Source organism: Desulfobacula sp. (genome assembly GCF_030145145.1).
Classification (GTDB): domain Bacteria; phylum Desulfobacterota; class Desulfobacteria; order Desulfobacterales; family Desulfobacteraceae; genus Desulfobacula.
In genome coordinates, this window is the sequence record NZ_JAQYWD010000030.1 from 48,196 (window position 1) to 64,661 (window position 16,466).

Genomic DNA, 16,466 nt, shown 5'->3' on the forward strand with positions numbered 1-16,466 from the left:
CATTAAACCGCCTGTGTGTAGGCATGGATAAAGCCTTGAACTGAGTTTTGCGATGTTGCCCAGGACGTCACCAGGCGGACCGCAGAATGCGCCTCGTCTGCTTTGGCCCAGATATAAAATAAAAATTCATGGGAAAGCGCTTCAATGACGCTGTTTTTCATGACCGGAAAAATCTGATTGGTTGGAGAGTCTATCCAGAAGCGGCAACCGGTTGTTTTCAGATCATCCACCATCTGTTGTGCCATGGCATTGGCATGCTGTGCCAGTTCAAAATAGAGGTTATCTTTAAAGAGTGCTTCAAACTGGATGCCCAATACCCGGCCTTTTGCCAGCAAGGCGCCTCTTTGTTTGATGAGATAGCGGTACTCGGCCTTGAGGTCGGCATTACGAAGGACTAACGCTTCTCCCAGCAATGCGCCGATTTTCGTACCACCAATAAAAAAAGCATCTGTCAATGTGTACATATCTTTTAACGTGACATCCGCGTCCCTGATGGTTAAGGCAGCCCCTAAACGCGCACCATCAGCGTACAAAAGGAGGTGCCTGGATCGGCAATATTCATGAAGGGTTTGGAGTTCATTTCTGGCATAGACCGTGCCCAACTCTGTGGGGTTTGAGATGTACACCAGTCTCGGCTTCACCATGTGCTCAAAATGATGGTCTTTCAGTACGGGCTCAATCAGGTCCGGGGACAGCTTACCATCATTGGAATCCACGGTAAGCAACTTATGCCCTGTGGCTTCGATGGCGCCGGTTTCATGCGTAGCAATATGACTGGTGACCGCAGCAATACAGGCTTCATGGGGGCGTAAAAACGCACTGATGGCGATGAGATTTGTCTGGGTACCCCCTGAAATCAAGTGCACGTCAGCTTCAGGGCTTCCAACCCGTTCTTGAATCATGGCAATAGCCGCCTGGGTATGCCGATCCAGTCCATAGCCGACTTCTTGTGTCATATTGTTTTTTTGCAAAGCTTCCAGAACGTTTGGGTGAGCCCCTTCACTATAGTCATTTTGAAAACTGAACATTCTCTTCCTTTTTTGAATAACAGCGTTGAAATTTCAACGATATTCATTGTACAGATTTTTGTCAATACAGAATGGCACCCAGTCCCCGGCCACACCATGATACCCATCAAGCATCCGGAATTGCCCTCCGGCCGGCCTTGTTGATCCCCATGCGGTTCTGGCTTAACAGTATCCCGCTAAAAACAAGAAAAGAGGCCATGTACTGGATACTGGTAAATCGTTCTCCCAGTACCAGGGCACTCATGCCCAATGTAAACACCGGGATCAGATTGATAAAGGCAGTGGCCTGACTGGCAGGAATCTTGCTGACCCCATAATTGTAAAACCCATAGGCACCCAGGGTAACCACACTGCCCAGGTAGAGGATTGAAAAAAAAGATACCGGCACGATCTGGGTTGGCCATTCTACGCCCGGGAGGAAAAGGGCTGGAAAAAAGAAAACAGCTCCGGCAAAGGCCTGGAGAAATGTGAGAAACAACGGGGAGTATCGCGCCGTGAGTTTTTTCAGGCAGATGGCATAGCCCGAGGCACAGACCATGGCCATAAATTCCAGGAAATTGCCCAGCAGGGGGTTGGGTCCGTGGGGGGAGGACTCAGAAGAGAGGCCCAACCAGAGGGCACCTGCCACGGCAATCAAAAACCCAAGCAGGATTTTACGGGTTAGTTGCTCTTTTAAAATCATCCAAGAGGCAATGGCAACCATCAAGGGCATCATGGTGGTGATCATGCCTGCCTGGGCTGCAGTGGTATAGACCAAGGCTTTGGCTTCAAATACAAAATAAAGGCAGGGTTCACAGATCACCATCAGGATCATGTATTTCATATCCTTCAACCGAAACCGAATATTCCTAAAGGCAAAGGGGAAAAAAACGGCACACAGGCTTGCAATTGCCATTCTTCCAAAAATCACCACCATGGGGTCATATGCCCTGAAAGCCAGTTTGAGGACAACAAAGGTACTTGCCCAGAGCGCCATGGCCAGCACCAGGCATATATAGGGTAGGAGTCTGTTTCTGGATCTGTCCACCATCTATTCCTTCATTCTATTGTGCTATAAAAAGTTGCCCTGTGTAGCATTTTCTTGAACCGGATGGAAGTGGAATTTTAATCCCCCCTGCCCCGCGGGGATTCATCACCGCGTTTCATGCCTTCTGACATCCCTTACAAAATATTTTTCCCCAGTGCGGAAAGGACCAGTTCCACGGCAAGCCGGGCTGTCTTATTTGCCTGATCAAGGATGGGATTGACTTCAACGATATCCATGGATGTCAGCTTTCCTGAATCCGCAAGCGTTTCCATTAAAAGATGTGCTTCACGATAGGTGATACCGCCGGGAACAGGCGTGCCCACACCGGGGGCTTCAATGGGATCCAGGGCATCCATATCCAGCGTCAAATGAATCCTTTTCATGTGGACGAATTTCATTAACGCCTTATTGGCCACAGAACTGATGCCCTGTTCGTCGATATTTCGCATTGTAAAGACCTCAATACCGTTTTTTTTCAGTCTTTGTTTCTCTTGGATATCCAGATCTCTCTGGCCGATCATAACGACATTATCCGGACTGATTTTTGTTCCTGGCCTTCCAACATTAACAAGGGATTCATGGCCTTCTCCGATCAGTGTGGCCAAAGGCATGCCATGGATATTGCCGCTGGGAGATGTTTCCGGCGTATTAAAATCACCATGGGCATCTATCCAGATAAGACCCGATGGTTCCTTGTGGGTAACCGCACCCACAGCCCCAATGGAAATAGAATGATCTCCGCCTAAAAACAGGGGGAAATGTCCCTTGTCAACGGCTGTTTTCCCCATATCATAGACGGATTGGCAAACTTGTGTGATCTCATTTAAATATTTTCCCTTGAATTGGGTATCGTCGGCATCCCTGACCGGCACAAAGACATCGCCCGTGTCAAATACCGTATGCCCTAATGATCGAAGCCGTGAAACAAGCCCTGAATATCTTGCAGCCGCCGGTCCCATGTCAACGCCCCGGTGGAGTTGCCCAAAATCCATCGGCACCCCGATGATGCTGATCTGTTTTACCATTAAATCCTCTCCTGAAAAATAAGTCCCCAGTTAAACGCTCACCCAAACTTAACCCATTCGTTCCGTTCAATAAAGAGAATCCTCTCTTTTTTCTTGAAGAAAAGGAAAAATATGACAAAACATTTTTTGAAAAGAAAATGGATTGGGCGGCTCGAGTGATCGGTTAATTTATAAGGCCTTGATCACAACAATGGTAATATCATCATGGTTGGACCGGGAACCCTTGAATTGATCCACGGATTCAATGACGGCATCGAGTATGTTGGTTGACGAGTGATGGATATGTTTCAAAATAAGTTGCTCAACCCGCTCCTTACCAAAAAACTCGCTTTTGCTATTCCGGGTTTCAGTAATCCCATCTGAAATCAGAACCATTATCGACCCGGATTCAATTACCAGTGTTGAATCTTGATAGGTTGCATCCTTTGTTATACCGAGCGGTAATCCACCAAATTGATGCAGCAAAAACACCGCTCCTTTTTTGTGATCATAAAATATGGCGGGTTCATGCCCGGCCCTTACCCATGTAATTTGTTTTTCCCTTGCATTTAAGCAACAGAAAAAAAGCGTCATGAACTGACCGGAATCCCTGACATCAGAACAAAACTGCTTGTTTACATCCGATATGATCTGGGACGGTTCGCCCTCTAAAGAGGCCCTCTGTCTAAGGAAAGCCCTTGCAGAAGCCATTAGCAGGGCTGATGGAATGCCATGACCGGAAACATCCCCCACAGCAATGCCAAAATGATCCGGACCCCTCTGGCTCATTTTGATGAAATCATAATAGTCTCCACCGGTTTCGTCACAGTAAATGGTCCGGCCGGCAATATCAAATCCGCTGATAATCGGATCGGCTTTTGGGATAAGATTTTGCTGAACATCTTTAGCCAGATTCAGGGACTGGCGCATCTTCCTGTTTTGTTGTGATAATTGCCTTGAGGCCACAAGAAGTGACAAATGGGTTTTAACCCGTGCTTTTACCTCTATTATCTCAAATGGTTTTGTAATATAGTCCACAGCACCCAGTTCAAATCCAGCTGCTTTATTTTCGGTTTCATCAATGGCTGTAATGAAAATAAACGGTATGTCTTGTGTCCGGGGATCAGACTTAAGCTTCCGGCTGACTTCAAATCCATCCATGCCGGGCATCATGATATCCAGGAGAATTAAATCAGGTGATTTTGTCCGGGCATATGTTAACGCACTTTCTCCATCCATGGCGAAACCCAGTTTGTAATCGTCTTTTAACGCCTGTACCAGTACATTGATATTTTCTTTAATATCATCAACAAGAAGGACCTTGCACTTATTTAATTCAACACTCAAGACAGCGCCTCTTTTTTTAAAATTTCTTTTATTTTCTGAAGATCATCAATGGCTTTTTCATATTGAAAATCCTCAATATGCTTATTTAACTGACTCATTTCCTTATGCACAACTATCGGTAAAACAAAACGGTTTAACTTTTCAATGCAGTCAATGGATCCGGATGGATCAAATTCTTCCAGAAAATGATAAAGGTCATCCAATTGAGATAGAATACTATCAAGAGGCGCCGTTTCCCTGGGGTGATCTCCACCGGCAGACGCTTGAATTGGTTTTAACGTCAAAATCGAATCACACACCCGTTGAAAGGCGTTTTCCACCTCACCAAAAAGCGGCTCAATATCCTTAATCCTGTCTTCCCGCACTGCCTTTTCCAACTCCCTTGCGGCACTTACAAGTCCTGGGGCAGAAATCGTCCCTGCGGCACCAACAAAGGTATGGGCATGATACCTGATTTTTTCCAAATCATTCTCCGCCACAGATATTTTAAGCCCATTTAAAATTTCCTGCTGATCACCGGGAAAGGCTGTCAGCATTTTTTGAAAGATCTGCCAGCTCAACCCCTGACGTTCCATGCCATCTTCAATATGAATACCGGGGAGATCCGGCAGATTTTCATCGGACATATCCTGAGCAACCGTATATGTTTTGTCTGTTTCAGGATCGCGTTTGATCCATTTGTCCAGGGTATTGATCAATTGCAGCCTGTCGATGGGTTTGCTGATATAGTCATCCATCCCCACCGACAGGCATTCCTCCCGGTCACCGGCCATGGCATTTGCTGTCATGGCAATAATTGGGAGCCTTTTGGATGTGTTTAATCTGCGTATCTGGCGGGTGGCTTCAAATCCATCCATGAGTGGCATTTGAATATCCATCAGGACAAGGCAATAGCTCGTATGTTGAACTGCGGTCACAGCCTCCTGGCCATTTTTCACCGTATCAACTGAAAATCCGGCCTGGGACAACATTTCCACGGCAACCAGCCGATTGGCACTATTGTCTTCAGCCAGAAGAATTTTATACCCATCAAAAAAAGCATGTTTGATATCACTCTTTTTCCGTTGATTTAATTTGATTTCCAATCCAACTGCTTCCATTACAGCATCCAGTAAAGCAGACTGTTTGATGGGCTTGAACAAAAAGTTTTTAATACCTGCGTCTTTTGCCTCTGAAATAATCGTTTCACGGCCATAGGCACTGATCATGATAATGGGGATGTCTTTCAGGCCGGGGTGGGCCAATACTCTTCTTGAAGCCTCAATGCCGTCAATTCCCGGCAGTTTCCAATCCATGATGATCATGGATATGTTGGCCTGGTTTTGATCTTTGATCAAAACATCAATGGCGTCTTCTGCACTGGCAACCCCCCTGTTTTGAATACCAAAATTTTCCAGCATTCTCGAAATCATCAACAGGCTGGACTGGTTATCCTCCACAACAAGAACGTTCAGGTCTTGAATCGGTTTGATTGCATTTTGATCAAGTTCATCTGCCAGGGCAACCATATCAAACGGACACGTGAATGAAAAAATACTGCCTTTATCCGGTTCACTTTTTATTCCAATTTCACTGCCCCCCATCAATAAGACCAGCTCCCGACTGATGGTCAGCCCAAGTCCGGTTCCCCCATATTTCCTTGTGGTAGAACTGTCTTCCTGGGTAAATGCTTTAAACAAGGAACGTTGTTTTTCAATGGGAATTCCCTTACCCGTATCTTCCACAGCAAACAGCAAAGAAGCGGTGGTTTCACTGGAATGAACCGTTTTAATCCTGATTCGGATTTCCCCGGTTTTTGTAAATCGAAAGGCATTGCTCAGCAGATTGATAAAGACCTGTCGCAATCTTAATGGGTCCCCTTTTAATCCGTTTGGTACATCAGGAGAAATATCAACGATTAATTCAATCTCTTTTTCTAACACCTTATCCCGAAATTGATCGGTTACATCCTCAATAACATCCCGAAGTCTAAACGCGATGCATTCAACCGATAATTGTTTTGCCTCAATCTTGGATATATCCAGGATATCGTTGATCAGATAAAGTAATGACCTGGATGATTTTCGAATGACATTGAGATATTCCCTTTGTTTTGTATTCAGTCCCATGGATTGCAACAGGTCCCCCATGCCGATGATGGCATTCATGGGCGTCCTGATTTCATGGCTCATATTTGCCAGGAACTGACTTTTAGCCCGGTTGGCTGTTTCGGCTTTATCCCGGGCGTCAATTAATTCCTGATTCATTTCATTTAACTGGTCTGTTCTCTCATGTATGAGCGTATTCAGCTTGCCGGAGGCATATCGCCAGGCCACCACCAAAACAATCATTAAAAATATGAACACAACAAGTCCATACAGGATACTGAACCATAGCTTCTTCACCAGAATTTCAATCAAGCTCATTGAAGTTATGGGATGCCAGGCCAAAAACAGTGCGCCGGATGATGTTGTTTTAGACTCAAAGTTTAATATCCCGCGTCTGGGTATGGGAGCTGCACCAACAAGATGAGGATGTTTTTTAACCTTGAAGATGAATCCGTCAGGTGCATTGTCTAAAATACGAAAAAAATGCTTTTTTCTGATGATCTCCCGGGGCAGTTCTTTGGTGGTGGAGTAAATAATATATTCATTATGGCGGCCAATGGGTTTTTTGCCGGATTTTTTTATTGCCTGGGGCCAGGCTGTTTCATCAAGATACTCTTTTTTAAGCAACACTGCCATATCCATTTTCATATGCGGGCCGGAAAATAATTTTTTGATTATTCCGGCAACATCGGCAATATCTGACCCGACTTCAATAAAACCAATTATTTCTTTTTCAGGTGTATTGGACTGTGCGCTGAAAATGGGTGCAATGCCCCTGATTCCAGAATATTTTGATGAGGTTTCAAATCCGCTTACGGCTGCTTTTTTAACCAGGGCCTCCTGGAGTAAGGCTGTCGGTTCATCAAGGGGGCTGTCAATCATGCCTGTTTGATCTATATTGAGAAAAGGAATGACGTCTGTGCCCAGATATATCTGGACATCCATGGGCAAGGGGCCTGAAGACATCCATCCCCATTTATGATTCATCCGATCTAATAATTGTTGTCTGTATCGTCTGGTGTTATCTCCATTAGTTGCCATTTCTTCTGAAACATATGCTGTTTTGCTCTTTTCCACCAATGATTTTATCCGGTCATCATCGGCCAGCAAACTTGCCCAATGTTCCATTTCAAACGCAATGGATCGAATCTCGGTGGGCAAACCACCCTCAATTATTCTGACATAGTCAAATTCATTCACCGCCCCTTTCACCATGGACATGTAGGTAATGATGACAAAACCAAATACACATACTGCGATAATCAGTGTTAAAACCCCAAAAAGCCGTATGGGCCTTTTGGGTTTTTCAGCATGGGGCCAGGGTTTAAATTTGTGCTCACATCGTTTCATTTTTTCCCAGACAATATCCGTAATTTTTTTTAAACCATATTCTCATTTACATTATGTGGATTTAAAAAAAATTTACAACCCGTATTTCTTTTAAACAGCAATTCTCATTTTGGCATTTTCTTGAACGGGTCAGGCTTGTTTTATTGTGCTTTTTATCAAAAATCGGTTCTTGAAGAGGCTAAAAGCGCAATAAAGCAAGCCTGACCCTATCCTGATGTTTCATATTTAGAATTGCTGTCTTTTAAATTTAGTACGCATTCCTGGTTTTTTCACCCCATGGCACGGGCAGGCAATTGATGGCCAGACCAGTTACCCTGAACCAAACGGGTTGATTTTTCCTTGACATTTTTTGACTGCTCCGTTACCAATGGAAACTGATATAGTCTATTTAGTTTTCAATGGAGCATGATAATGAACGATGATATTCAAACGCTCATTGTAAAAGAAGCCCAAGCATGTTTTTATCTTCACGGATTTAAAAAGACAACCGTTGATGAGATTGTTTCCCACCTTAAAATCAGTAAGAAAACCCTTTACAATTATTTTGTTTCAAAAGATGAACTGATAAAAGCGGTGATAATTCAGTCAATGGAACCGCTCATTTGTGACATTAACACTGCCATAGAAAACCAATCTTCCATTTTTGATGCGATTCAAGGGCTGTACAACTTTTCCCATAAGCTTTCAGCAACTATTTCACCGACCATGTTGAGAGATATGCGCCTCATGCCTGAATTCTGGCAGGTGGTTGAACTGGAAAGGAGAAAAGCGCTGGGCAAACTGTCCGTTATTCTAGCAAGGGGAAAGGAAGAGGGAATAGTAAAACAGGATCTTGACATCGAATTGTTTGTAAAAATTCTTATCAATACATTTGATACCTTTGCTCACCCAGATAAATTGCTTGAGATGAACCTGACGCCCTCAGAATTTGCAGACAAGGTGTTTCACATGTATATAGATGGCATTATGAATGATGGAGGGTCTTTAATATGAGCCGGCCCAGACCTGAAAATTTTTCTGATCAGCATCATACAACCCGCGTGTTGCCGTTTTCCGGAAAAAAATCATTACCGACTGCCGTTTTCCGCGCCGGCATTGATATCGGTTCAACCACCTCTAAAATTATAATTTTTGGACATGATGGTTCTCCCTTGTTTATGGATTACCGACGTCATGATACCCGGACAAAACAGTCATTGATTGATGGTTTTCATCATATATTGAAAGCGCTGGGAGATATAACCATTTGCCTTACCCTGACCGGGTCTGCCGGAATGGGACTTTCTGAACTATTTGGGATTCCGTTTATCCAGGAAGTTGTTGCATCGGCTGAACTGGCACAGGTGCATTATCCTGATGTAAGGACATTGATTGATATTGGTGGAGAGGACTCCAAATTAATATTTTTTGATGGCCATGGTCGATCCGATATCAGAATGAATGGTAATTGTGCGGGTGGTACCGGGGCCTTTATCGATCAAATGGCTGTTTTATTAGGGGTTCCTTTTGAAGAATTCAATGGCCTAGCTGAACATTATCAATGCATCCATCCCATTGCAAGCCGGTGCGGTGTGTTCGCGAAAACAGATGTTCAGGCCCTGATGAGCCGTGGCGTCTCAGGCCGGGATATTGCTGCATCTGTGTTTAATGCCGTTGCCGTGCAGACGCTGACAACGCTCTGCAGAGGATTTAAGCCAGGTCCCAAAATCCTTTTTACGGGTGGGCCACTTACCTTCATGCCCATGCTCAGAGATATCCTGGCAGAAAAAATGACGCTTAACAAATCAGATATTGTCGTGCCGCCGCATCCGGAACTCTTTCCGGCAATGGGTGCTGCAATGGCATCAGAAACCAATACTTTTGAACGATCGATTTCTCAATTGCTTGCACTGATGTCAGAAGACCATCCGGTTTGTTCACCAGATAATAAAAGTGATGGTGGATTGTTTGCCGATGCGCATGAATTTGAGGAATGGATGCAAACCCGGTTTACACCTGTGGATCGTATTGATTTAACGGACCTTGACGGCAGAGATGCGTTTGTCGGTATTGATACGGGGTCAACAACAACCAAGATGGTTCTTGTTGATCGCGAGGGACGTATGGCACTGTCGTATTATGCCTATAATAAGGGCGATCATATCGTTTCCGTTAAAAAAGGCCTCAACTATTTTGCAGACATGATCCGGCAACAGGATATTGACGTTCATGTAAGGGCGACTGCAGTTACAGGCTATGGAGAGGATCTTATCAAAACAGCCTTCAAACTTGACCTGGGAATTGTAGAAACACTGGCACATGTCATGGCCGCCAGGCACGTGGCCAGGGACACAAGTTTCATACTGGACATAGGCGGCCAGGATATGAAGGCAATGTTTGTTGATCATGGCGGGGTTTACAAGATCGAAATTAATGAGGCCTGTTCATCGGGCTGTGGGACCTTTTTACAGACCTTTGCTGAAATTCTTAATCGTTCTGTGGAAAGCTTTTCAGCACTGGCCTGTACCGCTGTGTCACCCTGCGATCTTGGGTCAAGGTGTACGGTGTTCATGAATTCCAGGGTAAAACAATTTTTACGCGAAGGGGCTGAATTAAAGGATATTGCCGCAGGGCTGGCTTATTCGGTCGTGCGCAATTGTTTAAATAAAGTGTTAAAAATTAAGAATTTTAATGACCTTGGAGATAACATTGTTGTCCAGGGAGGAACGTTTCTTAATCCTTCTGTTCACAGGGCCTTTGAAAAATTGACCGGTAAAAAGGTCTATTGTCCTGATATTGCGGGTTTAATGGGGGCATTTGGATCTGCTCTTGCCGGCAGGGATTATTTTTATAAGGAAAAATTGCCATGCAGTTCTCCCATCAATCTGGCACAATTTGGACAAGAGGGAAATTATAAAAAAACATTTATTCAGTGTAAAGGATGCTCAAATCATTGCGTTGTGAGCAAACTGCAATTTGACGATTCCCGGGTTTTCTATACCGGCAACCGTTGCGAACGTAAATTTTCCAATGGGGGCAAAAACGCTGAAAAAGGCTTTAACTTTGCCGATTATGAAGCAGATCTTATTTTTAATCGAACTTTAAAACCGGCAGGTGCTCCCAGGCTTTGTATCGGGATCCCCCGGGTGTTGAATATGTTTGAAAATTTTCCTTTCTGGTGCACCCTGTTTGTGGAAACCGGTATGGAAGTAAAACTTTCATCCCAATCAAATGCCGGGCTGTATGAAAAAGGGGTTGATACTGTCATGTCTGACAGTATCTGTTTTCCGGCAAAGCTTGTACACGGGCATATTATTGAGTTGATGGAAAAAGATATAGACAGGGTTTTTTATCCCATGGTGGTGTATGAACGAGACGAAAACCAGGGCGCAAACACCTATAATTGCCCGATTGTTACAGGGTATCCGGCAGTCATTAAAAGTGCCATCGACCCGGAAGGGGGTTATGGTATCCCTTTTGATATACCGCCATTGAATTTAAAAGACCGTCACCTGTTTAAAAAAAGCTGTCGACAGTATTTTAAACAATTGGGGATCGGGAACCGGCAGTTTTCCACAGCCTTTTCAAAGGCCATGACGGCCTATATGGATTTCAGACAGACAATAAAGGATAAAGCCGCGGAAGTTATGGCTAAAGCATCCAGGGAGAACAGGCAGGTTGTCGTGATTGCAGGAAGACCCTACCACCTGGACCGTTTTATTAACCACGGCGCCGTTGAGATGCTGTCAAAGATGGGGATAGATGTCATTTCAGCAGGATCAATACCAACGGTTGCCGATGGTAAAAATGACCAGGTGCTGACCCAATGGGCCTATACCAATCGGATGTATAATGCAGGAAAGTATACGGCCGCTCATCCAACCATGGAGATGGTTCAGCTGAATTCTTTCGGGTGTGGTCTTGATGCCATCGCAACAGATGAATTGACGGAAATTTTAAAACATTCCGGAAAAAATCTTACCGTGGTAAGAATTGATGAGATTGCAAGCCCGGGGTCCATTCAATTAAGGCTTCGTACCCTGGTGGAAACCATGAAAATAAGACGAAACAACACCCGGAAACATGACCATGCAAGGAAGCAACTCCCCCTGTTTACCCACCAGGACAGGAACAAAAAGATATTGGTCCCCTTTTTCTCAAAACTCTATTCCCCTTTTGTAAAGTCAATCTCTGAATCAACAGGATACCATTTTGAAGTGCTCCCCCCGTCAGATAAGCAATCCCTTGAACTGGGATTGAAATATACGAATAATGAAATATGCTATCCGGCAATTATCATTGTCGGTGATATCCTGAAGGCCCTTGAATCCGGGAAATATGATGTTTCAGATGTTGCTGTGGGAATTACTCAGACCGGTGCCCAGTGCAGGGCAAGCAACTATGTCGCGCTGATTAAAAAAGCGCTCCTGGCAGCAGGATATGATGTACCAGTGATTACGGTTCATCTTAAAACCACCAACCTGAATGATCAGCCCGGATTTAATTTCAGCAAACTGGCGCTTTTGAAAAAAGGGCTTTATTCTATAGCGTTTGCCGACGCACTGCTTATGATGTGTTATCCGTTGCTGGTTCGTGAAAAAATCAAAGGCAGTGCCTGGCGCCTGGTTGAACACTATACTGACCTGTGGCATTCAAGCGGTGGAAATGACCCGGATAAAACACTCTGCCTTTTGAAAAAAGCAGTGACGGACTTCAATACACTTCCCTTAAATCCAGGACCCTTTCCCCGGATTGGGATTGTCGGTGAAATATATGCCAAGTATAATGATTTTTGTAACCATAATGTTGTGGGGTGGCTGACCGAAAATGGGGTTGAAATTGAACTGCCGTGCCTTATAAACTTTTTCACCCAGGGGTTTGTTAATTTCAAGGTGGACAGAAAGACGAATATTGAAAAGAAAAGTATTCTCTGGCCGTTGTCGGTTCTTCTTGAACGGCATGCAGATAAATATATCCGTCAGGTGGATCATATCCTGAAGCAGCACAGGTTCTATAAACCGGTTACAACCATAAACGATCTTGCAGAGAATGCCGCCCAGGTTGTTGACCTGTCGATCCAGTTCGGTGAAGGGTGGCTCATACCAGGTGAGGTGATAAAAATGGCCCAGGATGGTATCGAAAATATCCTCTGTCTTCAGCCCTTTGGCTGTATAGCAAACCAGGTGATTGCCAAGGGAATTGAAAAAAAATTAAAAGACCTTTATCCTAATCTGAATATACTCTTTATTGATCTTGACGCGAATACCAGCGAGGCGAACCTGTTCAACAGGCTCCATTTTCTGGTTAAAAACGCCAGAGTAAGCCTGGAATTGGATACAAAAAACAACAGGATAGTATCCGTTTAAATCAGGGGATCACCCAGGATGCATTGATGCGATGATCCTCCCAGTGAAATTTCGCCCGGCAATGACCCGTCAATTTTAACCATAGCCAGTCCATTTCATCGAATCGGCAGACAATGACAGCAAAATTTTTACGGGCCTTTGTGTTATCAAACAGTTTGGACGTCGTGTCCCTCAAAAAATCCGGCAGGCCCGAAGTCGGTTTTTCCGCGGGCAACCCCGGCGGAATTTCAGCGCAGTAATTGATTCGACTTGTCTGGCGCACCTTTTTCCATTGAGATCCAGCCGTTTCATCGTCGGTATGAACCCAAGCGGTTCCGGAAAAGCGCAGCTGTATCCATTTTTCAGGATGATAAAATAACCAGCTCACACGGGGATTGTCCCTGATTTGTGAAACCTTGGGTGTTCTGACATCACAGTGACATATCAATGTCCGGTCTGTTTCTGAAAACCCCCTCAGGATAACAGTTCTAACCTCGGGCTTGTTGCCGTCCATGGTGGTAAGTACGGGTCGGTAAGTGTGTCGAAAATCATTTTAAAGAACTGGAACTGGCATGGGAAAATATGTATGCATCCCGCCTAAGCTTCTGGCGTAAATACGTCATGACTGTGATTTACAAATACTTGGATTAAAGTGATTTTCATAAAGGGTTTGCCAGGGTCCACTGTAAAGAATGCGGTCATGAATATCTATTGGCAAAGCTATCGATCTTTGCCTGGAAGGTGATTAACGCATATTTAAAATCTGCTGTTCCCCATGACGATACCGCTACCGGTGCTAGTATAGCTGTACAGACTTACGGTAATTTTTAAATCTCAATCCCCATTTACATGCCCCGCCGGTTTGATACCCATCGTTAAACTATTTGACCCTGATCAAGTGGCTGGGGAAAAATGAACTTACATCTATCGAATACAAGGAAAACCAATTCTTATATAGTAAATATTTCCCTTGACATTCTCTCTTTTCATATTGTAGATATTGTATATTGTATACAATAATTTAAAGTAAAATTTTTATTCAGGCGGCTGAATTCAGAACTCGGTATTTTAATACCCTATAGACTAAAGAATGACCATAAAAAACAAGCCTTGTCAGAGCAAGATAATTTTGAAAAAGGAATACAATGCCGGTGAAATTTTGCATGTTATTTTCCCTAAAAACCCCCAAATATTTCAAAAGAATATTCTAGGATAGGCACCGGCTTCAACCGTGAGAGCAAAAAGGAGAGTAAAGCGTTGGATAGTTTTTCTGCAGTCAAACAAAATTTAGGATGGCATATTAATCTTGGACATACGGCAGTCTTAGTTATTGACATGCTGAATGATTTTTTAACTGACGGCGGTAAGATGGTCTTGCCTGGAGGATCGAGTATAGTGCCGCGGCAAAAGGCCGTAATCACAGCGGCCCGATCAGCAGGTTTACCTGTCGTTTATATTAATGATGCACATCGCTTAAGACTTAAAAGTACTGACCGGGAATTTAAAAAAAGAGGTGAACATTGTATTGAGGGAAGTTGGGGTGCAGCAGTGATTGATGATCTGACTCCCGAACCCGAAGATATTCTGGTCACCAAACGCCGTTTCTCTGGATTTTTTAACACAGATCTGGATCTGACCCTCAAGGATGCAGATGTGGATACGCTTATATTCATGGGTGTGGTTACCAACATCTGCGTTCGCTCTACGGTGCATGATGCTTTTTTTCACGGGTATTCCGTCATTGTAGCAGAGGATTGTGTGGCTGCCACAGGACCGAGAGAACAGGAATCGTCTTTATATGACATTGCCACACATTTTGGTGAGATAACAGATTCTGACACAATAATCAAAGCCCTTTCCCAACTAAAAGAAAAATAATAAATGAAATCCAAAGATCAAGTTCTGGTCATCACCGGCTTTACCCCGGTGTGCGTGTGAGGCGGGCTTGTGCACAAAAAAAAGCCATGGCTGGGTCTGATCGGCTATTCAATGGGGCCTACATTCAGATATAGACCTCTTTAATCATTGTTTTAAAAGGAGAAATATTGCATCATGGAAAGGAAAATTAATGTTCACAAACGATTAACATCTTTTTTTGTACTTCTAGCAGTTTCAATACTTGTTTTGATCGGGTCTTCAGCTTTAGCAGGTGACAAGAAGTCAATCAAAATTGGCGTGGTTTTACCCATGTCTGGAGGGCTTGAACTATTTGGTCAGCAGGGAATCCAAGGCGCCCAGATGGCCGTGGCTGAGATCAATGCCGCAGGTGGCGTCTTAGGGGGCCATAAACTTGAACTAATTGTCGAGGATAACAAGACGGATCCGAAAACGGCGGCAGAAAAGACAAAAAAATTAATTTTAAAAGATAAGGTCACCGCAGTTCTTGGGCCAATCACATCCGCAAACCGGAATGCCATGCTACCGTTTATCAACAAGTACAAGACACCCCTGTTATATGCAACAGATTATGAAGGCGAAGCGTGCAGCCGATATTTGTTCTGCTATAGTGCTATTCCAGATCACTATATTAAACCTTTTATCCCTTATCTGACAAAAAACTACGGTAATAAATTCTATCTCTTTGGGGCTGATTATGTTTGGCCACACAAAATGAACGAGGCCATTAAAAAAGGCATCACAGATGCGGGTGGACATACTGTGGCAGAGGAGTACACCCCTTTTGGAGTCAAAGACTTTGCTGCGACTATTGATAAAATCGTAAAATCAGGCGCTGAGGTGTTGGTTCTGACCCTGCCCGGGGCAGACGGCCAAACCCTTGTTAAACAGATGACCGAGTTCGGTGCAAAGGACAAGGTTAAGATTGCCTTTATGGGTTTCAATGATAACTACATGTCCGGATTGACTGGTGATCAGGCAAACGGTGTTATTACCTGTAATCATTTCATCCAATCCCTTGACCGGCCTGAAGCCAAAGACTTTGTAGGGCGGCAACATAAAATGTTCGGCAAGGATGCCATCGTCAGTTTCTACGCTGACAGCCATTATGGAATAGTGATGCTTTTTAAGAAGGCTATCGAAAAAGCCCAGTCCGTTGACAGGGAAAAAATAATCGATGCCATGCCCGGCTTGAGTGTAGCAGCAGGCAACGGTCAAGTGACCATTCATGAAGACCATCACATGACCCTTAACATGCTCATAGCCGAAGTAATCGACGGTAAGCTTCAAATGAAAAAATATATTGGCCCGACTACGGCCAGTCCGCAGTGTGCAGGCAAGCTTTAATGTAAGTGCTTTCTGAAAACACAGAACTGTCAGTGGAGGAACTCAATCCCCCCTTG

General features: G+C 44.2%; 10 protein-coding genes. 4 read left to right on the forward strand and 6 right to left on the reverse strand.

The features are described 5' to 3' along the window. Positions 1–2: 2 nt before the first annotated feature. The 5 genes from Q1Q15_RS17050 to Q1Q15_RS17070 form a co-directional block, all read right to left on the reverse strand. On the reverse strand, positions 3–1,028 hold the full coding sequence (locus Q1Q15_RS17050) for an aminotransferase class I/II-fold pyridoxal phosphate-dependent enzyme (protein ID WP_300462590.1): 1,026 nt from the start codon (positions 1,026–1,028) through the stop codon (positions 3–5). A gap of 106 nt (positions 1,029–1,134) precedes the next feature. Next, positions 1,135–2,058, reverse strand: coding sequence for a DMT family transporter (locus Q1Q15_RS17055; RefSeq protein ID WP_300462591.1), 924 nt, complete (start codon positions 2,056–2,058; stop codon positions 1,135–1,137). A 131-nt stretch (positions 2,059–2,189) separates the two neighbouring features. After that, complete coding sequence (gene rocF, locus Q1Q15_RS17060; RefSeq protein ID WP_300462594.1) at positions 2,190–3,080, reverse strand: arginase; 891 nt, start codon at positions 3,078–3,080, stop codon at positions 2,190–2,192. Positions 3,081–3,248: 168 nt separating this feature from the next. Beyond that, positions 3,249–4,406 (reverse strand): SpoIIE family protein phosphatase, encoded by a 1,158-nt coding sequence (locus Q1Q15_RS17065; RefSeq protein ID WP_300462595.1) that lies wholly within the window; start codon positions 4,404–4,406, stop codon positions 3,249–3,251. After that, entirely contained in the window at positions 4,403–7,843 is a 3,441-nt protein-coding gene (locus Q1Q15_RS17070; RefSeq protein WP_300462597.1) for a response regulator, read from the reverse strand. Before Q1Q15_RS17070 ends, Q1Q15_RS17065 begins: the two co-directional genes overlap by 4 nt. Before the next feature lie 411 nt (positions 7,844–8,254). Here Q1Q15_RS17070 and Q1Q15_RS17075 point away from each other — a divergent pair, with 411 nt between their 5' ends. Together Q1Q15_RS17075 and Q1Q15_RS17080 are read left to right on the forward strand one after the other, a co-directional pair. Next, on the forward strand, positions 8,255–8,836 hold the full coding sequence (locus tag Q1Q15_RS17075) for a TetR/AcrR family transcriptional regulator (RefSeq protein ID WP_300462599.1): 582 nt from the start codon (positions 8,255–8,257) through the stop codon (positions 8,834–8,836). Then, the gene (locus tag Q1Q15_RS17080; protein WP_300462601.1) at positions 8,833–13,188 is read left to right on the forward strand and encodes an acyl-CoA dehydratase activase-related protein; all 4,356 of its coding nucleotides are present in this window, start codon (positions 8,833–8,835) and stop codon (positions 13,186–13,188) included. The genes Q1Q15_RS17075 and Q1Q15_RS17080 overlap by 4 nt, the downstream gene beginning before the upstream one ends. 1 nt (position 13,189) lies before the next feature. On the opposite strand, the gene Q1Q15_RS17085 is transcribed toward Q1Q15_RS17080, so the two are convergent. Then, positions 13,190–13,681 (reverse strand): pyridoxamine 5'-phosphate oxidase family protein, encoded by a 492-nt coding sequence (locus Q1Q15_RS17085; RefSeq protein ID WP_300462603.1) that lies wholly within the window; start codon positions 13,679–13,681, stop codon positions 13,190–13,192. Positions 13,682–14,424: 743 nt separating this feature from the next. On the opposite strand from Q1Q15_RS17085, the gene Q1Q15_RS17090 reads away from it, so the two are divergent. Both Q1Q15_RS17090 and Q1Q15_RS17095 read left to right on the forward strand, forming a co-directional pair. Next, on the forward strand, positions 14,425–15,045 hold the full coding sequence (locus tag Q1Q15_RS17090) for an isochorismatase family cysteine hydrolase (RefSeq protein WP_300462606.1): 621 nt from the start codon (positions 14,425–14,427) through the stop codon (positions 15,043–15,045). Positions 15,046–15,219: 174 nt separating this feature from the next. Continuing rightward, the gene (locus Q1Q15_RS17095; protein WP_300462609.1) at positions 15,220–16,410 is read left to right on the forward strand and encodes a substrate-binding protein; all 1,191 of its coding nucleotides are present in this window, start codon (positions 15,220–15,222) and stop codon (positions 16,408–16,410) included. Positions 16,411–16,466 lie beyond the last annotated feature (56 nt).